The following is a 25,435-nucleotide window of genomic DNA, read 5'->3' as shown; positions in this document are numbered from 1 at the left end:
GCCTATGCTCGTGCGACGACTGCCCCAACCCGTACTCGACACCATCGGCACGCTCGCCCGGCTCGGGCTGGCGGCCGTGTGGTTCGTCTCCGGCGGTGTCAAGATCGCCGATCCGGGGCAGACCTACCTCGCCGTGCAGGCCTACGACGTGCTGCCGCACGCGCTGGTGCGCCCGGTCGCGACCGCTCTGCCGCTGCTCGAGCTGGTGCTCGGGCTGCTGCTGCTGGTCGGGCTGGCCACGCGCTGGGTCGCGGGGGTGGCGCTGGTGCTGCTGGCGGTGCTCGTCGCGGGCATCGCGCAGTCGTGGGCCCGCGGACTGAGTATCGACTGCGGCTGCTTCGGCGGCGGCGGACAGGTGGCCGAGGGGCAGACCGCGTACCCGCAGGAAATCCTGCGGGACGCCGGATTCGCCCTGCTCGCGGTGTGGCTGCTGGTGCGGCCGCGCACCTGGATCTCACTCGACGGCTGGCTCGGCTGGGGCCGCGGCAACCACGGCGAGGACGGCGGGAACTCCGCCGGCACCCCGGACGACTACTCCACGAACATCGCGGAAGGGAACTAGGAACAGTGGGTGGAGCGGCGCGCAACGCGCGGAAGAGCCGGCAGCGAACGGCGGCGGCGAGGTCGGTCGCCCAGGCCCGCGGCACGTCGGGCGGCGACCGGAACAAGGTCATCGCCGTCGTGGTCGCGGTCGTGGTGGTCGCCGCGCTCGTGATCGGCGGCGTGCTGTGGATCAACTCGAGCAAGAACGCGACCGAGGACACCGCGATCCCGGCGGGTACGAGCGCCACGCTCGGCGCCGGCGTGGTCGAGAAGCGCGACGGGGTGGTGGTGTCGGTCGGCAAACCGGGCGCACCGAAGTCTGTCGACCTGTACGCGGACTTCCTCTGCCCGGTCTGCGGCCAGTTCCAGCAGACCTACGGCCAGCAGATGGAGCAGGCGATCAACAGTGGCAAGCTGACCGTGCGCTACCACATGGTCACGCTGCTGAACACCCGCTCGGATCCGCCGGGCTACTCGCTGGAATCGGCGAACGCCGCGCTGGCCGCGGCCGACTCGCAGAAGTTCACCGCCTTCCACGACGCGCTGTTCAAGAACCAACCGCAGGAAGGCGGGCGCGGCTACGACAAGGCGCAGCTGACCAAACTCGGCCAGGACCTCGGCATCACCGATCCGAAGTTCGCCAAGACGATCGACACCGGCACCTACGACCAGCAGATCCAGGCGGCCTACCAGCAGATCCAGAACGATCCGAACCTCGCGCAGGACTACCAGGGCCAGCGCGGCTTCGGCACGCCGACCCTCGCGGTGAACGGCAAGGCGTTCCCGACCACTCCGGACTGGCTCGACAAGGTCCTGAACGGGACCGCGGGCTGACGCTCGATCCGGTCATTTCGCCTGTCCCGGCACATCCGGTCCGCTAACCTGGTCTTACGGCTCAGGGGAGGGGCAGGGTGTGTCGGGTTTTCACGTCGATGAGGGTGCGTACGAGAGATATGCGCGCCAGGTCGATCCACTCGGTGACGAGGTGCGCCAGGCCGCGGAAAGCCACCTCGGCCCGCATCTGACGCTGGCAGGCGACGGGTTCTCCGCGATGGGGGACGAATCCGGGTTCGCCGGTGCGTACGGGGCGCGAATGCGGTCGCTGCACCAGCGGTTGCACGCGCTCGGCGGCGGCTGGCACGGGATCGGCGAGGCCGCGCGGGCGACGCAGGGCAACTTCGCCGCCGTCGAGGACGAGCACGACGAAGTCCTGCGCAGGCTCCCGTGAGCACGCCGGTCGACCACCTCGTTCGCGGTGGTCTGGACACGACCAACCAGCTCGCGGCCAAGGTGCGGCACGATCCTTCGGCCATCACCGGCGCGCGGGACGGGCACGTCGCGTTGCGAACCTCCGTGGGCCAGGCCAACGACCAGGCCGCCGGACAACGGGTGAACCTGGCGAACGCCAGTTCCGGCGGCACTTCCGAGCGCGCGGTGGCCACGTCGCAGGACATGGAGAACCACGTCCGGGACCTGCTCGACGAGAGCGCCGAGATCGAAGGCGCGGTCGCCGAGGCGGCGGAGGTGCTGCACGTCGGGCAGATCCGCAACGACCAGGTCCGGGACCAGATCGTGCGGGAGATCGCCGCGTCGATGAAGGCCTTGCAGGCGACCGGCGGCATCCAGCCGCCGGAGAGCCGCGCGGCCGCGGCCCGGCAGGTCCTGCTGCGGCTGCAGACGAAGATCGGGCAGCTCACCGGGCAGGCCGCCACGTTCAGCGAGGAAACGCTCGGCAGGCTGACCGACCTCGGTGGCAGGCTCGGCGGATCGGACGCGACCACCACCAGCAGCGCTACTGCCGCGCCGTCCGCACCGCAGGCGTTCAACAGCAACGGTGCGCACGCCAGTGGCGGCGGCGGGGGAGACGGCGGCGGCGGATTCGCCGGGAAACCCCGGCTGCCGGTGGCGATCCCACCGCAGCCGGGCAGCGGCGTGGCGATCAACCTGCCGGGCGGCAAGACCGTGATGGCGCCCAACGAAACCGCGGCCAAGGCGGTGCGGGCCGCGTTGTCACAGCTCGGGGTGCCCTACGTCTGGGGTGGTACGGCGCGGGGGCAGGGCCTGGACTGCAGCGGGCTGACGATGACGTCGTACCAGGACGCCGGGCTCCAGCTGCCGCGCACGGCCCGGCAGCAGACGGTGGGTGCGGAGGTGCCCTCGATCGACCAGCTGCTGCCCGGCGACCTCGTGGTGTGGTCGGGGCACGTGGCGATGGTGATCGGCGACGGGCAGATGGTCGAGGCCGGGGACCCGGTGCAGGTCAGTGCCATCCGGACCACGAACTCGGGGCAGCAGTTCATCGGGTTCTACCGGCCGACGGGATGAGGAATGGCTGAGTTCGACGTGGACCTCGCCGCGGCGCGGGTCGCGGAGCAGGCCGAGCGCACCGGGCAGGAGGCCGCCGCCCGGTTCGCGCGTTCCGGTCCGGTGGTGGGCAAGGCCGAAGCGGCGGGGGTGACCGTGGAGGTCGCGCCCGGCGGGCTGCTGACCGGGCTCACCCTGACCCGGGCGGCGCTGCGGTCCGGATCCGAGGCGCTGGCGGGAAACATCGTGGAGCTGTCCCGCCGGGCCACCCGGCGGGCCGGTGACCGGATGCACCAGGTGCTGGCGCCGGTTCTGGAGCCGGAACAGCTCGCCGAGCTCGGGTACGAGCCACTGCGCCCGGACGATCCGGACTACGACGACCCGGACGACTACTACGGCCACGGGGAGCTGCCGTGATCAGCACTCGCGCGCTCATCGACCAGGCCCGTGCCCGGGAAGAAGCGCTCGCCCAGGTGGCCGGGTTGATGGCCGAAGCCCGTGGTTCGGCACACGCGCTGGACGGCACGGTGGAGGTGACCGTCGACGCCTTCGGAGCGCTGCACCGCCTCTGGCTGGCCCCGTCGGTGACCACCGCCGACCCGGCCCGGCTGGCCGCGCTGATCCTGGAGGTCACGCGGATCGCGATGGCCGAGGCCACCCAGGACAGCTACAACAAGGTGGCGCTACACCTGGGCGAGGACCTGACCATGCTGGTGGAGCAGCTGTCCGGCTCCCCGGCCCCGGCCCGCGCCCCGGACGACGATCCGGGAATGACGGTGGAGGAGTTCCAACGCCACCGCGCCGAACGACTCGGCGAGCGGCGCTCCCAGCCCCGCCGCTGAAGCCGGTGGCCGGGCCGTCGCCGAGGGTGGTCGCTGCGGTGGCGGTCGAGGTCTTGGGGCTGTGATTGCTGGGGGTACCGGTCTTGGCGCGGCTTTCAGTCCCGGAGTGCCGCCGTCAGCGCCTCGAAGTCTCGTGCCAGTGCCCGGCGGCTGACCGCACGCAGAATCGGTTTCAGGAGGGGATTACGCAGCCGTAGGTCGATGGTGTGGGTGATGCGCGTACCCGGCGTCATCGGCTCGAGCTGGAAGCGGAGCTCGGCATACCGGAACATCGACGATTCGAGCAACACGAAGGCGAACCCGGTCGGCGGCCGATAGTGGCTGATGCGGAATCGTTGACGTTTGCCGTCGGGCGAGACCGTGGTGGCCTCCCAGCCGACCCCCGGTGCGCCGGTCGAGTGCGGGATCACCTCCGCGATGCTTCGATCCCACCGGGGCGCGGTGGCGGGATCCGAGAGAAAACTCCAGACCTGGTCGATACCTTGGTCGACGACGCCGGACACCTCGAGCCGCACGCTGATCCCCTCCCTGGCGAAGTTCGCAGCACAATGCCGGGCGCAGCCTGTGCCCACCGCCTCACTCGTCGCGACGTGCGAAGAGAAACGCTTGCAGGGCTTGGCCATCCAGGTCGAACAGCAGCCGGCCTTCGACGGTGAACCCGGCTTCGCGCAGCCAGATGGTCACCTCGCCCGCCTGCCGGTGATGTACGCGGACCCGCATCGGATGGTTTCCGTAGCCCTCGGTCTTCAGCCGCGAACCGGTGCCGAGGTGGAAGAACAACTGCACCGGACCACCCGGTCGCACGACGCGACGGAACTGTTCGAACACGGCAGGCACCGCCTCGTCCGGGACGTGGATCAGGGATTGCCACGCGAGCAGGCCGTTCACCGATGCGTCCGGTAGTGGCAGGTCCGTCATCGAGCCCACCTCGAATCGTAGGCCTGGGTACCGGCGACGAGCCACCTCGATCATTCCGGGAGAAAGGTCGATGCCGAACGCGTCGACCTCGAGCGAACGCAGGTGCGCGGTGACCTCACCGGGCCCGCAGCCGACATCCACCACCGGACCGCCGCCGGCGGAGCGCACGTGCTCGGCGAACAGCGTCAGGGCCGTGCGGAGGTAGGGCTGCCCGGTGATAGCGCCGCGCACCTGCTCGGCGTAGCTCGTCGCGACCGTGTCGTAGGACGTTCGCGTTTCGGTCAGCCAGTCGGTGTCCACCCGCGAGATGCTAGGGCCCAGACGGCGAGAGAGGCGGCAGCGTCACGGGTTGTTGCGATTGGTCCTGCCGGGTGAGGCTGGTCGCTGGTTCCGGTCAGTGGTACCCGAGATTCCGCGGAGGTCTGGACCACCGTGGCGTGGTGTGCATTAATTCACGCACTGAAAAAAAGGCCGTTCCGTGTCGGAGAGGTTGTGCGATGTCCGGAAAACGACGTCTGCTCGGGAAAGCGTTTGCCTTCTTCGCTGCGTGTCTCGGACTTGCGCTCGGTGCACCGGCGGTCGGTTCGCCTGCGGAGGCCGCGTCGCCGTTCAGTGTGCTGGCGTTCTACAGCGGTACCTACGACGCGGCGCACATCAGCTTCGAGAAGGAAGCGAACGTCTGGTTCCCACAGCAGGCCGAGGCGAACGGGTACGACTACACCGCCACGAACGACTGGAACCGGCTCGTTTCGCTCACTCCGGACCAGGCGGACGTGGTGCTCTTCCTCGACGACCAGCCGCAGTCGCAAGCGCAGTTCGACGGCTTCCGGCGCTACCTGGACGACGGTGGCGCGTTCTTCGGGTTCCACGTGACCGCCTACAACGACGACAGCACACCCTCGTACGCGAACTGGTTCCACGACGACTTCCTCGGCACCGCCAGGTTCGCGACCAACTCGTGGGGCCCGACCGCGGAGACGCTGAAGATCGATGACCACGGCAATCCGGCGACCGCGAACCTGGCGGACACCGTCCCGTCGTCGGTCAGCGAGTGGTATTCGTGGGAGCGGGATCTGCGGCAGAACCCGGACATCGACGTGCTGGCCTCGCTGGACCCGTCGACGTTTCCGGTCGGCACTGACCCGGACCAGACCTGGCACAGCGGCGACTACCCGATCGTCTGGACGAACAAGAACTACCGGATGCTGTACGCGAACTTCGGGCACAACGCGATGGACTACGACACCGACACCCCGCTGTCGTCCACCTTCGACAGCGCCGAGCAGAACCGGCTGGTCCTGGACGGCCTTCGCTGGCTGGGCGGGGCCGTCTGAACGGTACTCAGGCCCGGCGTCCGCGTGCCGCCACGGTCATCCACGCGTAGTCCACAAAGGACGGAGAATCGTACGTCGCGTACGCCTCGTCGAGTACTTCGCGGGTGATCAGGCCGGTGGTGAGAGCGTGCTGCTCGACGAGTTTCGTGGTGTGCTTCAGCCAGCTCGCCAGTGGCTGCCCGCCCCGGGCCGGCTGGATCACGCCCTCCGCGGTGCAGTCGGTCAGGCCGGCTTCCTCCAGCGGGACCGGGAAGGTCCGGGCCCACTCCGGCGCGGTGCCGACCCGTTCGGTCATGACCCGCGCCAGCACCGCCATGGCCTGGCGGGTCGCCGGCCGCGAGGACAGCTCGGGCAGGGTGGTGCCGATCTCGGCCAGCAGCCAGCCGCCGGGCTTCAGCCAGGACGCCATCCGCTTGATCGTGTCCTGGCGCGCGGGCAGGTGCTCGAGGACGAACCGGGTGTGGATCACGTCGAACTCGCCGGGTGCGTCGTCGGCGGTGACGTCGTGGTGCAACACCCGCACGCCCAGCTCGGCCAGCGGACCCAGGAAAGCGTGGCTGAGGTCGGTCGCCACCACGTTCTCCGGGCCGGCGAGCTCGGCCATCCGCGCGGCCACCGACCCCGCACCGGCCCCGACCTCCAGGCACTGCCAGCCCGGCCGCACCCCGAGCTCATCCAGCTGCCGGAAGCTGAACGGGTCGAAGCTGCGCTCCAGCAGCCGCAGCCGATCGTGCTCGGCCCGCGCCTGGGTGTCGACGAAGTTGTTCCAGCCGATCGTCTGCGACATCAAGGATTCCTCTACGTTCGAAGCGGGCGCAGCGCATCGTAGGCCGCGCCGGAACCGGCCGGACAGGGCCTGCCCGGCCCGCGCGCCCATTCGGGAACCCGAACTGCCCGGACCGGCGGCGAAACGAGGTCGCCCAGGCGGCGGGCCAGGCGAAACGGGTAGCGGAACCCGCCTCGCGCGGGAACGGCCTTGCCTGCGCGCGATCGGCTCCGCCCGGAACCGGCTCGGCGTGCGAGTAACGACTTTGCTCGCGCGGGACCGCCTCGCCCGTGCGAAACCTGCCTCGCCCGTGCGGAACCGGCTCCGCGTGCGAGCAGCCGGCTCCGCCCAACCGGAACCAGCCCCGCCCAACCGGAACCAGCCCCGCCCAACCGGAACCAGCCCCGCCCAACCGGAACCGGCTCCGCCCGCGAGCGCCCGGCTCCGTCGCCAGAAGGAGCCTCCCTAGTCTCGTTCGATGATGTGGCCGACCACGTCCGGGCCCGGGTGTGCGTGTCCCGATCCGTCGCGGCGCAGGTCGACTTCCGGGAGTTCCACCGGGTCGCCGTTCTTCGCCGCGCCGGCCGGCCGGGGGCCGATCCAGGCGACCAGGACCTCGTTCTCCCCCTTGAGGAAACGGTGTGCCCGGACCCCGCCGGTGGCGCGGCCCTTTGCCGGGTACTCGCTGAACGGGGTGACCTTGACGCTCTGCCCGGTGGCGGTCACGACCATCGGTTCGCCGTGGTCCTCGTCGTCGGTGCGGATCGCGCCGAAGAAGACCGCCGAGGCGCCCGCGGTCAGGTTGATCCCGGCCATCCCGCCGCTCTTGATGCCCTGCGCCCGGACCAGCGACGCCGCGAAGCGCAGCAGGGACGAGTCCGACGCCAGGAACGCGAGGCTTTCGCCGCCGTCGGTGAGCCACGTCGCGCCCACCACCTCGTCGCCGTCCTTGAGGCTGATCACCTCGAACTCGTCCGAGCGGACCGGCCAGTCCGGCGAACACACCTTCACCACCCCGGCCCGGGTGCCGATCGCCAGCCCCGGCGATCCGGCCGCCTGCTCGCCCAGCGGGGCGATGCCGACGACCCGTTCACCCTTCTGCAGCGGGACGAGTTCCTTCGCGGCCATCCCGCCACGCAGGGACACCGTGCCGGCCTGGTCCGGCAGCACCGGCAACGGCAGCACCTCGGTCTTGAACGCCCGGCCGCGGCTGGTCACCAGCAGTACCTGCCCGCGGGCAGTGGTATGGACCACGGCGACGACGGTGTCGTGCTTGACCCTGCCGTTGCGCCTGCGGACCTCCGAGGACTCCTCCGACTCCGCGGCGGTCCGCGCGACCAGCCCGGTGGCGGACAGGATCACCTGGCACGGATCGTCGGTGATCTCCAGCGGGCCGGACGGTTTCGAGGCCGCCAGCACCTCCTTGAGGTCGCCGTCGATCAGCCGGGTGCGCCGCTCGGTGGGGAAGTCCTTGGCGATCTTCGCCAGCTCGGTCGAGACGAGCTTCTTCAGCACCGACTCGTCCTCGAGGATCGTGGTCAGCTCGGCGATCTCCTCGCGCAGCCGGTCCTGCTCGCCCTCCAGCTCCAGCCGGTCGTACTTGGTGAGCCGGCGCAGCGGCGTGTCCAGGATGTAGGTGGCCTGAATCTCGGAGAGCTTGAACCGTGTCATCAGGCCGTCCTTGGCCGCGGCCGCGTTCTCGCTTTCCCGGATCAGCTTGATGACCTTGTCGATGTTCAGCAGCGCGACCAGCAGGCCCTCGACGAGGTGCAGCCGCTCCTCACGCTTGCGGCGGCGGTACCGCGTGCGCCGGGTGACCACGTCGTAACGGTGCTGGAGGAAGACCTCCAGCAGCGCCTTGAGGCCCAGCGTCTGCGGCTGGCCGTTGACGAGCACCAGGTTGTTGATGCCGAAGGACTGCTCGAGCGGCGTGAGCCGGTACAGGTCGGCCAGCAGCGCCTGCGGGTTGACACCCACCTTGCACTCGATGACGAGCCGGGTGCCGTTCTCCCGGTCGGTGAGGTCCTTGACGTCGGCGATCCCGGTGAGCCGCTTGGACTTGTTGACCTCGTCGGTGATCTTCTCGATCACCTTCTCCGGCCCCACCCCGTAGGGCAGTTCGGTGACCGTGATCGCCTGCCGCCCGCGACTGCCCTCCAGCGGACCGGTCTCGACGTTCGCGCGCATGCGCACGACCCCACGGCCGGTCTCGTAGGCCTTGCGCACCTCGTCGAGGCCCAGCAGGCTGCCCCCGGTCGGCAGGTCGGGACCGGGCACGTACTCCATCAGCTTGTCCAGCGTCGCGCCCGGATGGGTGATCAGCCACCGCGCGGCGCCGATCACCTCCCCGAGGTTGTGCGGGATCATGTTCGTGGCCATCCCGACCGCGATCCCGGACGTGCCGTTGACCAGCAGGTTCGGGTACGCAGCGGGCAGCACGGAAGGCTCTTCCAGCGAGCCGTCGTAATTGGGCCGGAAGTCGACGGTGTCCTCGCCCAGTTCGCCGACGAGCAGCATCGCCTCGGGGGACATCCGGGCTTCGGTGTTGTGGTTGACGAACCCACCGGCGAGGAAGGAATGGTCCTCGGTCCGCACCCGCACCGAGTAGACCTCGGCCGGGTCCGCCGGGCCGGCGTCGACGACCTCCTCGAACCGGTAACCGGAGTCCATGATCGGCAAAATTGTCGCCAGGACCTCGGCGTCCTTGATCCGGTCGATGATCCGCAGCCGCTCGGTCTCCCAGCGTTCCATCCGGTCGAAGTTGTGCTGAGTGAGCCATTTCCGGCCACTGCCACGGCGATCGAAGTCGAGCGCGCCACGCACGTAATCGGCCACGAACGGTACCCGGTCACTGCTCAGCCGATGTGTCCGCAGGACCGACCGCTGGAGGAGGGTCTGGAGTTTCGTCTGCTTGGTTCGGAGGAAGCCGACGCGCTCAGCGAAGGCCCGCACGTTGCGCAGCCCGGACACCACGAGACGGTGCTCGACAGCGCCGTTAGGCCGCGTGTACCGCCGGTGCACGGCGATGACCCCGAACTCGGCGAGCATTTCCGCCAGCTGGGTGGCGAGCTGTTCGCTGTAGCTGGAGTATTGGATGGTGAACCCGCCAAGCGCGACGCGGCAGCCGCCGTCGCCTTCGAAAGCCGCCATCAGAAAGGCCCGTTTCACCCCAGGGCCGGCCGCCCAGACGAATTCCGGGACGACTTTGTCCCGGGCCTGATGACCGATGAACTCGGCCATGGGACTGGCCCGGAATGCATCCATCCCGCCTGCGTGGCGCTGGACGTCGAGTTCGCGGATGAGCTTGCGGTCCAGCCGTGTGTGGCGCTCCGAGACATACCGCTTGCCCCCGACTACCCGGTCGTAGGCGTGCAGGACCTCGCCGAAGAAATGTTCGTCGGTGTTGTTGAAGCCTGCCCGGTCGGCGCTCGCGAAACCCTCGGAGATCCAAGCACCGGCGAGCACGCCCAGGTCGTACTCGCGCGAAGTCGGCACTACTTGTGTCCACGCGTTGCGGGCGAGACACACCACGGTGCCCGGCCTGACCTCGTCGAGCTGCCGCCACTGGAACATCGGCACGCCCATGGGCGCTTCCAGACACAGCACCGGGTGGTTTTCACTACCGCGGAGCGAGAAACCGGACTTGGTGGTGATTCGGACGGTCGGATGTACACCCGAGTTGAAGACCTTGTCGACCTGGACTGCCTTGCCGTCCTTGTCCAGGACCTCGAAATCGGCCTCGGCCTCGGAGTCAGCGGGCAGGTTCACCACGTCGGCGATGCGCGGGCTGGAGCCGTCGGCCAGCCGGAGCCGCGTGTCGCCTACCAGGCAGTACCGCGAAGCCGCTGGTCCATCATCCGGGCTGCCGAAGTTCCCGTGCCCGTCGATCAGCGGGGCGTTCAGGGAGAAGTCCTGCGCCAGCCGGACCATTGCGTCGTAAATCGCGGTGTCGCCGTGCGGGTGGTACTTGCCCATGCAGTTGTGGACGACGAGACCTTCGGTCACGAATTCGTGTTCTTCGGTGCCGACCTGGATATCGTAGGTGACGTCCGGTTCGACTCGTTCGACCGCGACCACTTCGAGGAACGAGAAACCGTCGAGTGCGTCGAGCCGTTCGGCGAGTGGTGAGCCGATCCGGCGCAGCTTCTCGATCCAGCCGTCTTGCCGTGCCCGGGAAAGCGGAAACGAGCGGTCGGCCAATGCGGTGCCGTGCCGGTCCTTGCCGTAACGGACTTTCGTTCCGCTCGCTGCCGACAGCGAGGCTCGGAACGCGGTGCCGTTCGTGTCGCGGAACCAGCCGCCGCCGAGGTGCGCGGCCGAGAACTCGGCCATGACCGGACGGTGCGGAAGCCGGTCGTTTCCTTGTTTGCCACCGTACTCGTAGACGATTTCGGTGAGCTTTTCGATACTGCTCTTCTTGTAGCCGACAGTGATCCACGGGCGGACAAGCCGGGCCAGTGTCGCGGCGTCGGATCCGCTGACGGACAGGCCCAGGAGGGTCTTGTGGCCGTCCGATTTGGGATTGCGCCAGTGATGACCGTGAATGCCGCAGTCCGCGAGCATCGCGTGAACCTGCCGGATGAGTTCAGTGCTCGTGCTGACGTACACGATCTCCCGGTTGTTCTTCCGGATGTAGCCGTCCCCGTCGAAGAGGCCCGCGAGGTAAGGAGCCCAGCTCGATCGGTCCGCGAGGACCTCCGCCGGAACTTGTTTCGCAGCACTGAGCGGGTTGCCCGCGGCGAGCAATCCTTCGTGCCGAGCGAAGGTGAGGGTGTGCTGGTCGCGCCATTCCGGCTTGGCCGCGGCGCGCTTTGCCCGTGACACGCGCATACCGTTGGCCATTGCCCATTCGTACACCGCGTCGAGCGGCTCGATGTCGCACATGTGGATCCGGATCCGCTGGTCCGCGGGACGATTCCGGTCGACGGCGAATCCTTCGGCGGTGATCAGTCCGAGGAGGTATGCGTAACGATCGCCGCCGTCCGGCAGCGCGGCGCGGCGGCCGTTCCCGTAGCCGACCGTCAGCCGGCCGGGCAGGTCGCGCGCGGCCGTCCAGGTCAGGGACGAATCATCGGCCACTGTCCGGAACCGCTGCCCGGGGGTGACGACCATCGTGCGGCCGTTCGACCACGTGACGCGAACGAGTTCGGCCGGTGGGTTCCGGTACACCTCGGTGACCGGCACCGCGGTGCCGTGGCTGTCCAGTACCCGGTCGCCGATTTCGACGCTCTCGATCGGCCGCAGACCTTCCGGAGTCGACACCAGCGTGCCACGGACGAAACAGTCCCCGACCACGCGGGATGACTTCACGTACGCGTGGTTCGGCCGGTAGCCGTTCTCGTTCATCGAGAACAGGATGCGGCGGTGCACGGGTTTGAGGCCGTCACGCGCGTCGGGCAGGGCGCGGGAGTGGATGACCGAGTAGGCGTACTCCAGGTACGAATCCTCGATCTCGGTCTTCAGCGGGTTGTCGAAGACCTGGGCGCCCGGCTGGTCGAATGCGGTCGCGTCCACCCGGGTGACCGGGCTCTTGCTGCGGCGAGCCATGGCTCACAATCTCCTTGGGAACGAAGGAAAACTCAGACGTCGATGGCTTCGCGGTCGACGCGGTCGGACGATTCGACGAGCCAGTTGCGGCGTGGCTCCACCTTCTCGCCCATCAACAGCTCCAGCGCGAGTTCGGCGGCCTCCGCGTCGTCCATGGTGATCCGCCGGACCGAGCGGGTGGACGGGTTCATCGTGGTCTCCCACAGTTCGTCCGGGTCCATCTCGCCGAGGCCCTTGAACCGCGGCACCGGCGTGACGACCTGCTTGCCCGCGGCCTCCAGCTCGGCGACCTTGGTCTCCATCTCCCGCTGGGTGAAGGTGAAGACGGTCTCCGAACCGCGGCCCTTGGTGGTGATCTTGTGCAGCGGCGGCATGGCCGCGTACAGCCTGCCGTCCTCGACCACCGGGCGCATGTACTTGGCGAACAACGTGATCAGCAGGGTCCGGATGTGCGAACCGTCGACGTCCGCGTCGGCCATCAGGATCACCCGGCCGTAGCGCATCGTGGACAGGTCGAAGGTGCGCCCGGTGCCCGCGCCGAGCACCTGCACGATGGACGCGATCTCGGCGTTCTTCAGGGTGTCGCCGAGCGAGGCCTTCTGCACGTTCAGGATCTTGCCGCGCAACGGAAGCAGCGCCTGGTACTCCGACACCCGCGCCATCCGCGCGCTGTTGTGCACGAACACCCCGGCGTCGAGAGCGAAGTTGTGATAACCGTCGACGGTCAGGTCGTAGACGTCGGCAGTTTCGGTGAGCGCCTCGACGGAAACGACACTGTGGTTGACGTTCGCGGCTGCCTCGCGCAGCCGGGCGTAATCGCCGTCGAAGTGGGCGAGCAGCCGGGCGAAGCGCAGGCCGGTCCTGGCCGTCGCGAGGCGGTGCGCTTCGTAGGCCGCGCCGAGGTCTTCGTCGGGGCAGGCGAGCATTGCGGACAGCCGTTTCAAAGCAGCAGCGCGGCGGCCCTCGTTCTGCTGGGCGACGCGCTCCGTGCGTGGTACCGAGGCGACGTAGTGGGCGCGACCGGCCTGGATCCTCGCGAGGTGCCCGGTTTCCGGATCGCTCATCCGGGTCTTCATCCGAACCGAGTGCCGCTCGCCGAATTCCGAATGGTCCTCGTGCCAGGTACGCACCGCGATGTGCTGCCGTTCACGCGCGGCAGGATCGGAGAACTGCTCGATTGTCTTGCGCGAGCGCCAGTCGAGCAGCTCTTGGTCCTGCCATTGCTCTTTGGCGCGCAGGCGCCACTCTTCGCGGCGTCCCGGCTGCGCGAAGAAGGCCCGGACCCGGTCGGCGGCCGCGGCGCGATGCTCCGGATTCGCCCAGTAATCGGCTTGCACTCGGCGAAGCCGCTCGGCGTACTCCGCTTTTTCGCCTTCACTCAAGGCCGCATACGAGGTCTGGAAACCCTCTTCCAACCGCTTCCGGAACTCGGGGTCGCTGTTGCGCGCGGCCAGCCGGGCGAGGCACGCGGCGCGGAAGCCGGGGTCCTTCCACTGTTCGGACAGCATGGCCGACTTGAATTCCAGGCCGCCGGCCGACAGCCAGGCCCGGTAGCCCTCGTGGACGTGCGCACCCATCATCGAGGCGTGCAGGGCGGAGTGGTCTTCCCAGGTCATCCGGCGGATATTGCGCGGATCGTTGTTCCGCTTGTCGACGTCAACGTGGTGCCGGACGGTGCCGTTCGTGGCTTCGTCGTGGCCGTACCGGAGATTGTGCGCATCCGCGAGGTAGTGCGTGTACACCCATTCCTCGCGGTCGTTCATCCAGACGCGTTCGTAGCCGTTGAGCTTGTCACCCGCGGCGAACGAGGACACGGACCGGTACAGCGGCATCAGCGAGTCACCCGGGGCCAGCGCGTCGGCTCGCCGGTAGGAGCCGTCGCGGAGGCGGAAGAGGTGGTCCGGGGTGCAGCGGACCGGCTCGCCGCTGTCGAGCGTGACCCGGACCAGCGGCGCGCCGCGTTTGGTGATCCGTGGCTCCACCAGCGGGGCGAGGACGACCCGTCCGGCCTTGTTCGTGGTGTAGCCGAAGTGCGTGATGCCCTTTTCCCAATCGGCAGCCAGATCCGCGAACGAACGGCTCTTGCCCGATGCCAATGCCACCCGCGTATCGCCGGTGAAGCAACCCAATGCGCTGTCGCCCTCCACGAGGAACAGCTCGCTGCGGGAGACCCCGGTGGTGCGGCAGTCCACCAGCTTCGGCGGCATCGCCGCGCCCTCGAGCGCGGTCTTGCGGCGGGCGGCGTCCTTCTGCTGCTTCTGGGTCAGCCGCACGCGGGCCGCGTCGACCACCTTCTGCAGCACGACCTTCGCCTCGGACTTGGTCTTGCGGTCCTCGGTCCAGGCTTTCAGGTGCTTGTCCACGATGCCCTGGAGCACGCGGGTGATCCCGGCGGTGGACAGCTCGTCCTTGGTCTGCGAGGTGAACTGCGGTTCCGGCAGCCGGACGTGGATCACCGCGGTCATCCCCTCGAGCACGTCCTCCAGGGTCGGCGGGTCCTCCTTGGCTTTGAGCAGCCCGCGCGTCTTGCCGATCGCGTCCGCCAGTGCGCGGGTGACGGCGCGGTCGAACCCGCGCCGGTGCGTGCCGCCGTGCACGTTGCGGATCGTGTTCGTGAAGCATTCGACGGTGCGCTCGTAGCCGGTGCCCCAGCGCAGCGCGACCTCGACCTCGGCGTGGCGTTCCACATTGGACTGCATGACCCCGTTGGCGTCGGCCGCGTTCTCCTTGTACGTGCCCTCGCCGGTGATGAACAGCGTGCCGCACACCGGTTTCTCGCCGGACGGGGTCAGGAAGTCGACCATGTCCGACAGTCCGTGCGGGAAGTGGAAGGTCTCCTCCTCGATGGTGTCATCGAGGGCGGTGCGCAGTATGTAGGTGACCCCCGGGACGAGGAACGCGGTGTTGCGCAGCTTCGCGCGCACGGCGTCGGTGTCCAGCGCCGCACCGGTTTCGAAGTACCGCGAGTCGTACCAGTACCGGATGGAGGTGCCGCTGCGCTCTCCGCGCTTCATCTTGCCGGCCTGGGTCAGCCCGGAGCGGCGGGTGAACTTGGCCTTGGGCCCGGGACCGTCGAACGTGCCGGGTACGCCGTGCGCGAACGACATCTGGTGCACCTTGCCGTTCTGCTTCACGGTGACGTCGAAGCGGTGCGACAGCGCGTTGACCGCCGAAGCGCCCACGCCGTGCAGGCCGCCGGAGGTCTTGTAGCCGGAGCCGCCGAACTTGCCGCCCGCGTGCAGCCGGGTGAGCACCAGTTCGACGCCGGAGAGCCCGGACTTGGCGTGCACGCCGGTGGGGATGCCGCGGCCGTCGTCGTCGACCTGCACGCTGCCGTCCGCGTGCAGGGTGACCACGATGCGCCCGGCGTGGCCGGCCACGCCCTCGTCGGTCGAGTTGTCGACGACCTCGGAGAAGAGGTGGTTGATGCCACGGCTGTCGGTGGAGCCGATGTACATCCCGGGGCGCTTGCGGACCGCTTCAAGGCCCTCCAGGTGCGTCAGGTCGTCGGCCCCGTACAGAGTCTCAGCAGTCACGAGGTCGTTCTCCCGGATCGAGGCGAGGTACAGGGTGAGCACGGCGCCGGAGCGAGGCCCCGGGCCGACACCGTACTGCAGGATATCCGCACCCTCCGACAGCTTCCGCCGACGCTGCTCCGGATGTGGTGCTCTGGCGTGTCCCAGGTCACCGCGGAGTGGGCCCGGAATACATCTTGCGCGCGAGTAGTTGAGCGAGCAAGTAAGGTTGGGACAACGACCGACGCGGCTGAGGAGCGCATCATGCAGTTCGGAATCTTCACGGTGGGCGACGTCACCACGGACCCCACCACGGGTGTCACGCCGTCGGAGCACGAGCGCATCAAGGCGATGGTCACGATCGCGCGCAAGGCCGAGGAAGTGGGCCTCGACGTCTTCGCCACCGGGGAACACCACAACCCGCCGTTCGCCGCGCCGGGCAATCCGCCGGTGCTGCTTTCGCACATCGCGGCGCGGACCGAGAAGATCGTGCTGTCCACGTCGACCACGCTGATCACCACGAACGACCCGGTGCGTCTCGCCGAGGACTACGCGATGCTGCAGCACCTGGCCGACGGCCGGGTGGACCTGATGATGGGCCGCGGCAACACCGGTCCGGTGTACCCGTGGTTCGGCCAGGACATCCGCCAGGGCATCCCGCTGGCGATCGAGAACTACGCGTTGCTGCGCCGGCTCTGGCGCGAGGACGTGGTCGACTGGGAGGGCAAGTTCCGCACCCCGCTGCAGGGCTTCACCTCGACCCCGCGCCCGCTCGACGGTGTGCCGCCGTTCGTGTGGCACGGGTCGATCCGCAGCCCGGAGATCGCCGAACAGGCGGCGTACTACGGGGACGGCTTCTTCGCCAACCACATCTTCTGGCCCACTTCGCACTTCCAGCAGCTGATCGCGTTCTACCGCCAGCGTTACGAGCACTACGGGCACGGCAAGGCCGACCAGGCCATCGTCGGTCTCGGCGGGCAGGCGTTCATCCGGCCGAAGTCGCAGGACGCGTGGCGCGAGTTCCGGCCGTACTTCGACAACGCGCCGGTGTACGGACACGGGCCCTCGCTGGAGGACTTCACCGAGCAGACGCCGCTCACCGTCGGCAGCCCGCAGGAGGTCATCGACCGCACGCTGACCTTCCGCGAGCACTTCGGCGACTACCAGCGCCAGCTCTTCCTGATGGACCACGCGGGCCTGCCGCTGAAGACCGTGCTGGAACAGCTCGACCTGCTCGGCGAGGAGGTCGTTCCGGTGCTGCGCAAGGAACTCGAGGCGAAACGCCCGGCGCACGTTCCGGACGCACCCACGCACGCCTCGCTCAAGGCCGGGTCCGAGCCGGCCGAATCCCTCGCCTGAGCCCGGACCTCGAGGAAGAAGGACGGACATGACCGCACGCACCATCGCCGTGGTCACCGCCGGGCTGAGCCAGCCGTCGTCCACCCGGCTGCTGGCCGACCGGCTCACCGAGGCCACCCGCGCCGCGCTCGCCTCGGACGAGGTCACCGCCGAGGTGATCGAACTGCGGGACATCGCGGTGGATATCACGAACGGCATGATCACCGGGGTCCAGAGCCCACGGCTGCGGGAAGTACTCGACACGGTGACCCGCGCGGACGGCCTCATCGCCGTCACGCCGGTGTTCACCGCTTCCTACAGCGGCCTGTTCAAATCGTTCTTCGACGTGCTGGACAAGGAAGCGCTGGAAGGGAAACCGGTGCTGCTCGCGGCGGAACGGCATTCCCTGGCGCTCGATTTCGCGCTACGGCCGCTCTTCGCCTACCTTCGCGCGATGCCGGTCGCGACGGGCGTGTACGCCGCGTCGTCGGACTGGGGTGGTGCGTTGCAGGAGCGCGTGGAGCGAGCGGCGAAGGAGCTGGCCGCGCTGGTCGCGGCGGCTCCGGAGGCGAAGCCGGACGACGAGTTCACTTCGGTTCCGTTCGAGCAGCTCCTCGCGGGGGAGTGACGGGTCTTCGGCGGGCGCGCACCGGCGCGGCCGGGCACACTGGGCCGAAACGGACAGGTGTGAGGAGGACCGGTGGGTGTCAGCAGGCCGGTGAAGCAGGCGATCGCCGCCGTGGTGGGTGGCCTGCTGGTGGTCGTCGGGGTGGTGCTGCTGGTGCTGCCCGGGCCGGGGCTGCTGCTGGTGCTCGCCGGGCTGGTCGTGCTGGCCTCGCAGTTCCCGGCGCTGGAACGGTTCGTGGAGCCGGTCCGCACGCGGGCGATGAAGGCGGCCGAGGAGAGCGTGGCCTCGCCGCTGCGCATCGCCGGTTCGGTGCTGGCCGGGCTGGCCCTGATCGCCGCCGGGATCGTCTGGGGAACCGTGCGCAGCCTGCCGTTCAGCAGCTGGAGCACCGGAACGAGCCTGATCCTGTCCGGACTGATCATCTTCGCGCTGCTGATCTGGAGCTACCGGCGGGTGCAGTCCCGCCGCGCCGGCTCGTGAGTGGCCAGGCCGGTTCTGAACCGGCCTGGCCACTCACGAGGGGTCACGCGCCGGAGGTGTAGAGCTGAGTCACCTCGTCGGGGGTGAGGGCACGGTCGTACACGTGCACCTGGTCGACCGCTCCGTTGAGGAAGTCGACCGGGTTGCCGTCGTACTGGCCGCGGCCGATCACGGTGTTGCCGCCGGCCGCCTCGTCGAGGAGGCAGGCGTTGCGGGTCGCGGCCTGCTGGCCGTCCACGTAGAGCGCCAGCTTCCCGGTCGCGGCGTCGCGCACCCCGACCAGGTGGTACCAGTGGTTTGCCTCCGGCGTCATCGGCGCCAGCGCCCGCGTGCCGACGAAGCTGAACGCCAGCTTGTGGTCGGCACCCGAGTACTGCAGGAAGAAGCCGCTGTGGTCGCTGCCGTCCTGGCTCACCACGGTCTGGAAACCGTCACCGACCTCGTTGAACTTCACCCAGGCCGCCACGCTGTAGCTGCCGTCGGTCTTGACCAGCGACGCGCCGGTGTCGGCGTACTGGCCCGAGCCGTTCACCGCGAGCGCCGAACCCTGGTGCCCTTCGGTCCACGAGGCCCCGCCGGCCAGCGTCGCGTCGTGCTCGCCGACCGAGTCCGCCGCTGTGGTGCCGGTGTTCTCGTCGAACGGGTACGCGGCGATGCCGTCGATACCCGGCGTGCCCGGCGTGATCACCGGCCCTTGCTGCGGTGCGCCGTCCACGCCGTTGATCACCGCGAGGTTCGCCTCCCGCACCTTGGCGAAGTCCATCTTCTTCACCTGACGGTCGTAGGTGAAGAAGCCGTTGACCTCCTGCTCGACGTCGGTGGTCTGGGTGTACACCCCGGCCGAGACGCCGCACTGCTGTCCTGCGAGCAACAGCTGCTGCTGCAGTTCGGCGTACCGGCTGGTGAGGGTGGCGCTGTCCGGTTCCATTTCGTAGGCGAAGCTGCCCGCCGGGTCGAACTCGTGCCCCTCGACCTTCAGGCCGAGCCCGCCGTACTCACCGTCCACCGCGGCGCGGGTGGCGTCCGGTGCCGGCGTGCCCGGTCCGGTGTAGGTGTGGTCGTCGTAGATGTCGCCCTTGCCGCTGTCGGGTTCGGACCGGCAGCAGTTGACCCCGGATTCGGCGTTCACCAGCCGGGTCGGGTCCCATTCCTTGACCTGGTCGGCGATCCGGCCCACCTCGTAGTCGCCCCAGCCCTCGTTGAACGGCACCCAGGTGACGATCGACGGGAAGCTGCGGTGCTGGTCGATCATCCGGTGCATCTCGGACTCGTAGTTGACCTGCGCGTCCGGCGGCGCGTCGGTGTCGTCCTTCATCGCCGGCATGTCCTGCCACACCAGCAGGCCCAGCTTGTCCGCGTAGTAGTACCAGCGGTCGGGTTCCACCTTGATGTGCTTGCGCACCATGTTGAAGCCGAGCGCCTTTTCCTGCTCCAGGTCGAACTTCAGTGCCTCGTCGGTCGGCGCGGTGTAGATGCCGTCCGGCCAGAAACCCTGGTCCAGCGGGCCGAGCTGCATCACGAACTTGCCGTTGAGCAGCATCCGCTGCTTGCCGTCCGCGGTCTTGCCCACCGAGATCGAGCGCATGCCGAAGTAGCCGCGCACGCTGTCCCCGGAGGACAGGTTCACCTGCAGGTCATAGAGGAACGGATCGTCGGGCGTCCACAGATGCGGCTTGTCCAGCTTGAGCTGCAACGGTTTGTTCGCCTCGCCGGTCACCGTGCCGACCGCCGTGCCGTGGTCGTAGGCGGTCGCCTCGACGGTCTGGGTGCCGTCGCCGTCGCTGACCGCCGCGTTCACCGTGACCGAACCGTCCGCCACGTCCGCGGTGGTGTCCACCTTGTCGATGTGCGCGGGTTTCACCGGCTCCAGCCACACGGTCTGCCAGATGCCCGAGCTCGGGGTGTAAAAGATCCCGTCGCCCGCGGTGCGCTGTTTGCCGAGCGGCTGGGTGCCCGCGTCGTTCGGATCGTTGACGCCGACCACGATTTCCTGGTCCGGCGCATCGGTCAGCGCGTCGGTGACGTCCGCGGAGAACGAGTCGTAGCCGCCGGTGTGGTGGGTGACCTCCTGGCCGTTGACCCACACCGTGGTGTCGTAGTCCACCGCCTGGAAGTGCAGCACGAGCCGTTCACCCGCGCCGACCTGCCAGTCCGGCGGCACCTGGAAAGTGCGCCGGTACCACATCGAGGTCTCGTGCCGCATGATCCCGGAAAGCGCCGACTCCACCGGGTACGGCACGAGGATGCGCTCGTCGAGCCCTTGTCCGATCGGCGGGGCGTCCCCCGGGTTGGCCGCGGAGAACTCCCAGGTGCCGTTGAGGTTCTGCCATTTGTCACGGGTGAGCTGCGGCCGCGGGTAGTCCGGCAGCGCGTTGTCCGGGGAGACCTGGTCCGTCCACGGCGTGGACAGCGGGGGCTCCAGCCGTTGCCACTGCGGTGGATCGGCCGCCGAGGCGGCGGGCGCGTTCGAGAGCCCGGCGGCGACCACGGCGAACGCGGCGGCCACCGTGGCCCATCGTCGGGACCTGCGGACAGCAGGAAACATCGTCGTACCTCCTGGTGCGGGGATGAGCCGGTCAGGACTTGCGAGAACGAGCCAAAAGCCGCTGGATCACGACGACGACCAGCAGGAACGCTCCGCTGACCACCGTCTGGTAGTTGGAATCGAGAGTGCCGACCTGGTTGATCACGTTCTGGATCAGCGTTTTCAGCAGCACGCCGACGAGCGTGCCGATGATGGTGCCGGCGCCACCGGTGAGCAGCGTGCCGCCGATCACCACCACGGAGATCGCGTCGAGTTCGGTGCCGACGCCCAGCACCGTGACGCCGGACTGCAGGTACGCCGCGGTGAGCACGCCGGCCAGTCCGGCCAGCGCCCCGCTGAGCGTGTACAGCGTGACCTTGGTGCGGGCCACCGGAAGTCCCATCAGCAGCGCGGACTGCTCCGACCCGCCGATGGCGAACACCGACTGTCCGAACCTGGTGCGGCGCAACAGCACTCCGCCGAGTCCGAAAAGGATCAGCGCGAGGTACACCGGCACGCCGACGCCGAAGATGGTGCCCTGCCCGAGCCAGAGGAACGCCGAACCGGGTGGCACTTTGTACGTCGTGGCGCCTTCGTCGGTGAGCGCGAGCAGCAGACCGCGGGCGAACAGCAGCGAGGCGAGCGTGACGATGAACGGCGCCATCCGGGTTCTCGCGATGAGCAGGCCGTTGACCAGCCCGATCAGCCCGCACACCACGAGTGGCAGCAGAATCGCCACGATCAGGCCGTACCGCGAGCCGTACGCGGCCAGCACCCCGCCGAGCGCGTACACCGAGCCGACGGACAGGTCGATCCCGCCGGAGATGATCACGAACGTCATGCCGAGCGCGATCACCGCGAGGAACGAGCCCTGCAGCACCAGGCTCCGCAGGTTGTCCGGGGAACCGAAGTGCGGAAAGGCGAACCAGGAGACGACGAGGCCGAGGACGAGCACGACCGCGGCACCCTGACGCTGCAGGACGGCGGCCACGCTCGCCCCGCGTTCCGACGGTGCGGCGGTGGTCGCGGTCATCGCGTGCTCCGTTCCCGGGCGACGTACACCGCGACGACGATGATGGCGGCCTGCACCATCTGCGCCGCGGAATCGGGCAGGTTGTGCTTGATCAGCGTGGCGTGCACCAGCTGCATCAACAGGGCACCGAACACCGTGCCGAGCACGCGCACCCGGCCACCGGTGAGCGGAGTCCCGCCGACGACCACCGCGGTGATCGCCGACAGCTCCATCAGCAGCCCCAGTTCGTTGGGATCGCTGGCACTGAGCCGTGCGGTGGAGAGCACCCCGGCTATCGCGGCCAGCGCACCGGAGATCACGTAGACCCCGATCAGCACGCGCTTGACCGGCAGCCCGGCGAGCGTGGCGGCCGGCCGGTTGCCGCCGACCGCGACCAGATGCCTGCCGAACGTGGTGCGCCGCACCAGCAGCCCGGCCAGTACCGCGAGCACCGCCGCGACCAGCACCATGACCGGGATGCCGAGCACGTCGCCGGTGCCCAGCGCCAGGAAGTCGGCGTTGTGCAGCTGCTCGAGCCGGCCGTGCGCGATCACCAGCGCGAGTCCGCGTCCGCCGACGAGTAACGCCAGTGTCGCGATGATCGGCTGGATGCCCAGCTGTGCCACCAGGAACCCGCTGAACAACCCGGAAACGACCCCGGCGATCAGCGCGACGACGATCGCCGTGACGGGTCCTGCGCCGAGGTAGAGCGGGATCAGCGCGGCGGCCACCGACATCACCGAGCCCACCGACAGGTCGATGCCCTCGGTGCCGATCACCAGCGCCATGCCGAGCGCGACGATGCACACCGGTGCCGCCTGCACGAGCTGGGTGCGGAAGTTGGCGACGGACAGGAAGTTCTCCGTGAAGATCACGTTGAACAGCAGCAGCACCACGACAGCCAGGTACACGCCGTAGTTCTGCAGCCAGCCGGCGACACCTGCTCGTGAGTGCTGACGCCGGTCAGCACCGGCCTGGACACTCACGAGTCCTCCTCGGCGGCGATGGCGGCCAGGACGTTGTCCTCGGTCACGGCGGCGCCGGCCAGTTCGCCGGCGACCGCGCCGTCACGCAGCACGACCACGCGGTCCGCGCCGTCGAGCAGTTCCTCCAGCTCGGAGGAGATCAGCAGCACGCCGAGGCCCTCCTTCGCCAGCTCGTCGATCAGCGCCTGCACCTCGGCCTTGGCGCCGACGTCGATGCCCCGGGTGGGTTCGTCGAGCAGCAGCACCTTCGGCCCGGTGGCGAGCCAGCGCGCGAGCAGCACCTTCTGCTGGTTGCCGCCGGAGAGCTCGGAGACCTTCTGCTCCGGGCTCGCCGCCTTGATCCGCAGCCGCTCCATGAACGTCCGCACCACCCGGTCCTGCTTGGCCCGGTTGACGAACCCGAAGGTGGACAGGCTGGGCAGCGCGGCCAGCACGATGTTCTCCCGCACGGACAGGTTCGGGATGATCCCGTCGGCCTTGCGGTCCTCCGCCAGCAGCGCGACCCCGGAGCGCACCGCGGCCGCGATCCGCCCGCGTTTCAGTGGTTTCCCCGCCAGCAGCACCGAACCGCTCTCCAGCGGGAACGCCCCGACCACCGCGCGGGCGGTTTCACTGCGACCGGACCCGAGCAGCCCGGCCAGCCCGACCACCTCGCCGGGCCGGACGCTGAGCGAAACGTCGCGCAGTTTCCGGCCGCCGGTGAGGTTTTCCGCCCGGAGCAACGGTTCCTTCCCGGCGTGGTGCTCTTCGCCGAACGCGGTCACACCCTCGGCCCGGATCTCGCGGATCTCCCGGCCGAGCATCATGGACACCAGCTCGATCCGCGGCAGCGGCTTCAACGCTCCGCTGTGGACGACACGACCGTCACGCAGCACCGTGACGCTGTCGCACACCCGGTACAGCTCGTCCATCCGGTGGCTCACGTAGATGACCGCGATGTCCTCCGAACGCAGCCGGGTGAGCACCTCGAACAAGGTGTCCACCTCACGCGGTTCCAGCGACGACGTCGGTTCGTCCATCACCACCACGCCGGCCTTCGTGGACACCGCGCGGGCGAGCGCGACCATCTGCTGCGCGCCCACCGCGAGCGTGTGCAGCGGTCGTCGCACGTCGGTGTCGATGCCGTAGCCGGCCAGCAGTTCGCGGGCCTGTGCGTTCATCGCCGGCCAGTCCACGAGCCCGGCGCGGGTGCGGGGTTCCCGGCCGAGGAAGACGTTGCTCGCCACGCTCATCAGCGGGACGAGGTTGACCTCCTGGTAGATGGTGGAGATCCCGGCCCGCTGCGCGTCGACCGGCCGCCGGAACTCCACCGGCTCGCCGAGGTGACGCACCTGGCCCTCGTCCGGCCGGTAGACCCCGGTGAGCACCTTGATCAAGGTGGACTTGCCGGCGCCGTTCTCCCCGACCAGCGCGTGCACCTCGCCGCGGCGCAGCGTGAACGAGACGTCGTCCAGTGCCACGGTGCCGGGGAACCGCTTGGTCACCCCGGTCACCTCCAGCACCGGTGCGCGCACGCCGGCTTCCTCGCCGGTACCCGTCAGTGCCGGCTGGTCAGAACGCATTCCCGACCTTCTGCGCCGCGTTCGACTCGTCGTAGGCGTCGTCGGTGATCACGATGCTCGGCGCGATCGGCTTGCCGTCCTCGAACTGCTGCAGCGTCTGGAACGCGAGCTGGCCGAACCGCGGATTGGACTCGATCACCGCGTTGTAGCTGCCGTCGGCGATCAGCTGCACAGCGTTGCGGGTGCCGTCCACCGAGACGACCTTGACGTCCTTGCCCGGATTCTTGCCCGCGGTCTTGAGCGCATTGACCGCGCCGATGCCCATCTCGTCGTTCTCCGCGTACACCGCGGTGAGGTCGGGGTGGCTCTGGATCAGCTGCTCGGTGACCTGCTGGCCCTTGGACCGGTCGAAGTCCCCGGTCTGCTCGGCGACCACGCTCAGGCCCGGCGTCTTCTTCAGCTCGTCCTTGAAACCCTGGGTACGGTCGGTGGTCACGTTGTTGCCCGACGAGCCGAGCAGGATCGCGACCTTCCCGTTGCCACCGGTGGACTTCGCCAGCGCGGCGGCCGCGCGGTGGCCCTGTTCCACGAAGTTCGAGCCGATGAAGGTCAGGTAGTCGGTGCACGGCTGGGCGGTCACCTTGCGGTCGATCGTGACCACCGGGACCTTCTTCGCCTTCGCCGCGTCGAACGCCGGCTGCAGGCCGTCGGAGTTCAGCGGGGCCACGATGAGCAGCTTCGCTCCGCGGTCGAGCAGTGACTTGATGTCGCTGACCTGCTTGTTGAGGTCACTCTGCGCGTTCGTGGTGAGCAGGTGGTTCGCCGGGATGCCGAGCTTGGCGGCCTCGTCCTTGATGGACTGCGTCTCCGCGATGCGGAACGGGTTGGCCTCCTTCTCCGACTGCGAGAAGCCGATGACCGCGTTCTTCAGGTCCACCTTGGGGTAGCCGGTCTTGGCCAGTGTGCAGCCGTCGGCGGTCGGCGCCTCGGACGCCGCCGACGCGGCCGGACCGGCGCCGGTGCTGGGGCCCGAGGACGCTTCCTCACGGCTGGTGCAGCCGGCCAGCACGAGGGCCGCGGCGGCGCCGGTGACGAGAACCAGTCGGGCGGGGACGGTCGGGGACACTGCGGACTCCTCACGGCGATGGCTAAGGTGAGCCGCTCACCGACGTGATCGCAGTCACCCTGATGAGCTT

Annotated in this window: 19 protein-coding genes and 3 pseudogenes; 10 read left to right on the top strand and 12 right to left on the bottom strand. The window is 69.0% G+C overall.

The features are described from left to right. Positions 1-43 precede the first annotated feature (43 nt). From BJY18_RS16580 to BJY18_RS16555, 6 genes are all read left to right on the top strand, one after another. Positions 44-562 carry a MauE/DoxX family redox-associated membrane protein gene (locus BJY18_RS16580; RefSeq protein ID WP_312874106.1) on the top strand — a complete coding sequence of 173 codons (519 nt, stop codon included), beginning with the start codon at positions 44-46 and terminating at the stop codon, positions 560-562. A gap of 5 nt (positions 563-567) precedes the next feature. After that, a complete protein-coding gene (locus BJY18_RS16575) occupies positions 568-1,377 on the top strand; it encodes a DsbA family protein (RefSeq protein WP_184780839.1) in 810 nt (269 codons plus the stop codon). Positions 1,378-1,456: 79 nt separating this feature from the next. Next, the gene (locus BJY18_RS16570) at positions 1,457-1,771 is read left to right on the top strand and encodes a hypothetical protein (protein WP_184780838.1); all 315 of its coding nucleotides are present in this window, start codon (positions 1,457-1,459) and stop codon (positions 1,769-1,771) included. Then, the gene (locus tag BJY18_RS16565; RefSeq protein ID WP_184780837.1) at positions 1,768-2,868 is read left to right on the top strand and encodes a C40 family peptidase; all 1,101 of its coding nucleotides are present in this window, start codon (positions 1,768-1,770) and stop codon (positions 2,866-2,868) included. Before BJY18_RS16570 ends, BJY18_RS16565 begins: the two co-directional genes overlap by 4 nt. Before the next feature lie 3 nt (positions 2,869-2,871). Next, complete coding sequence (locus BJY18_RS16560) at positions 2,872-3,264, top strand: YbaB/EbfC family DNA-binding protein (protein ID WP_184780836.1); 393 nt, start codon at positions 2,872-2,874, stop codon at positions 3,262-3,264. After that, positions 3,261-3,689 carry a YbaB/EbfC family nucleoid-associated protein gene (locus BJY18_RS16555; RefSeq protein ID WP_184780835.1) on the top strand — a complete coding sequence of 143 codons (429 nt, stop codon included), beginning with the start codon at positions 3,261-3,263 and terminating at the stop codon, positions 3,687-3,689. Before BJY18_RS16560 ends, BJY18_RS16555 begins: the two co-directional genes overlap by 4 nt. Positions 3,690-3,784: 95 nt before the next feature. On the opposite strand, the gene BJY18_RS16550 is transcribed toward BJY18_RS16555, so the two are convergent. Then, positions 3,785-4,192: an SRPBCC family protein gene (locus tag BJY18_RS16550; RefSeq protein ID WP_184780834.1), complete on the bottom strand. Its 408-nt coding sequence runs from the start codon at positions 4,190-4,192 to the stop codon at positions 3,785-3,787. A gap of 73 nt (positions 4,193-4,265) precedes the next feature. After that, a complete protein-coding gene (locus BJY18_RS16545) occupies positions 4,266-4,907 on the bottom strand; it encodes a class I SAM-dependent methyltransferase (RefSeq protein WP_184780833.1) in 642 nt (213 codons plus the stop codon). A 197-nt stretch (positions 4,908-5,104) separates the two neighbouring features. Here BJY18_RS16545 and BJY18_RS16540 point away from each other — a divergent pair, with 197 nt between their 5' ends. After that, positions 5,105-5,941: a ThuA domain-containing protein gene (locus BJY18_RS16540; RefSeq protein ID WP_184780832.1), complete on the top strand. Its 837-nt coding sequence runs from the start codon at positions 5,105-5,107 to the stop codon at positions 5,939-5,941. A 7-nt stretch (positions 5,942-5,948) separates the two neighbouring features. Here BJY18_RS16540 and BJY18_RS16535 read toward each other — a convergent pair whose 3' ends face one another. The 5 genes and pseudogenes from BJY18_RS16535 to BJY18_RS38275 form a co-directional block, all read right to left on the bottom strand. Beyond that, entirely contained in the window at positions 5,949-6,728 is a 780-nt protein-coding gene (locus tag BJY18_RS16535; RefSeq protein WP_184780831.1) for a class I SAM-dependent methyltransferase, read from the bottom strand. A 444-nt stretch (positions 6,729-7,172) separates the two neighbouring features. Then, positions 7,173-9,254: pseudogene (locus BJY18_RS38060) on the bottom strand (DNA gyrase subunit A); the annotation flags it as partial. A gap of 390 nt (positions 9,255-9,644) precedes the next feature. Continuing rightward, a pseudogene (locus BJY18_RS38055) lies at positions 9,645-10,526 on the bottom strand (LAGLIDADG family homing endonuclease); the annotation flags it as partial. A 12-nt stretch (positions 10,527-10,538) separates the two neighbouring features. Then, positions 10,539-12,254: pseudogene (locus BJY18_RS38050) on the bottom strand (DNA gyrase subunit A); the annotation flags it as partial. Between the two features lie 32 nt (positions 12,255-12,286). Then, a complete protein-coding gene (locus BJY18_RS38275; RefSeq protein WP_184784651.1) occupies positions 12,287-15,790 on the bottom strand; it encodes an ATP-binding protein in 3,504 nt (1,167 codons plus the stop codon). A gap of 243 nt (positions 15,791-16,033) precedes the next feature. Here BJY18_RS38275 and BJY18_RS16520 point away from each other — a divergent pair, with 243 nt between their 5' ends. The 3 genes from BJY18_RS16520 to BJY18_RS16510 all read left to right on the top strand — a co-directional run bounded on the left by BJY18_RS16520 (position 16,034) and on the right by BJY18_RS16510 (position 18,215). Further along, on the top strand, positions 16,034-17,128 hold the full coding sequence (locus BJY18_RS16520; RefSeq protein WP_184780829.1) for an LLM class flavin-dependent oxidoreductase: 1,095 nt from the start codon (positions 16,034-16,036) through the stop codon (positions 17,126-17,128). Between the two features lie 28 nt (positions 17,129-17,156). Further along, positions 17,157-17,735 (top strand): CE1759 family FMN reductase, encoded by a 579-nt coding sequence (locus BJY18_RS16515; protein WP_184780828.1) that lies wholly within the window; start codon positions 17,157-17,159, stop codon positions 17,733-17,735. 72 nt (positions 17,736-17,807) lie between these two features. Beyond that, positions 17,808-18,215, top strand: a complete 408-nt coding sequence (locus tag BJY18_RS16510; RefSeq protein WP_184780827.1) for a PGPGW domain-containing protein — start codon at positions 17,808-17,810, stop codon at positions 18,213-18,215. Between the two features lie 43 nt (positions 18,216-18,258). On the opposite strand, the gene BJY18_RS16505 is transcribed toward BJY18_RS16510, so the two are convergent. From BJY18_RS16505 to BJY18_RS16485, 5 genes are read right to left on the bottom strand one after another with little or no spacing between them, the layout of a single operon-like run. Beyond that, complete coding sequence (locus BJY18_RS16505) at positions 18,259-20,760, bottom strand: LamG-like jellyroll fold domain-containing protein (RefSeq protein WP_184780826.1); 2,502 nt, start codon at positions 20,758-20,760, stop codon at positions 18,259-18,261. A gap of 31 nt (positions 20,761-20,791) precedes the next feature. Continuing rightward, a complete protein-coding gene (locus BJY18_RS16500; protein ID WP_184780825.1) occupies positions 20,792-21,772 on the bottom strand; it encodes an ABC transporter permease in 981 nt (326 codons plus the stop codon). After that, positions 21,769-22,737 carry an ABC transporter permease gene (locus BJY18_RS16495; protein ID WP_184780824.1) on the bottom strand — a complete coding sequence of 323 codons (969 nt, stop codon included), beginning with the start codon at positions 22,735-22,737 and terminating at the stop codon, positions 21,769-21,771. The genes BJY18_RS16500 and BJY18_RS16495 overlap by 4 nt, the downstream gene beginning before the upstream one ends. After that, positions 22,734-24,299 carry a sugar ABC transporter ATP-binding protein gene (locus BJY18_RS16490; protein ID WP_184780823.1) on the bottom strand — a complete coding sequence of 522 codons (1,566 nt, stop codon included), beginning with the start codon at positions 24,297-24,299 and terminating at the stop codon, positions 22,734-22,736. Before BJY18_RS16490 ends, BJY18_RS16495 begins: the two co-directional genes overlap by 4 nt. Then, entirely contained in the window at positions 24,289-25,365 is a 1,077-nt protein-coding gene (locus tag BJY18_RS16485; protein ID WP_184780822.1) for an ABC transporter substrate-binding protein, read from the bottom strand. Before BJY18_RS16485 ends, BJY18_RS16490 begins: the two co-directional genes overlap by 11 nt. Positions 25,366-25,435 lie beyond the last annotated feature (70 nt).

It is taken from the genome of Amycolatopsis jiangsuensis (assembly GCF_014204865.1).
Classification (GTDB): domain Bacteria; phylum Actinomycetota; class Actinomycetes; order Mycobacteriales; family Pseudonocardiaceae; genus Amycolatopsis; species Amycolatopsis jiangsuensis.
This window is presented reverse-complemented; position numbering and strand designations above follow the sequence as displayed.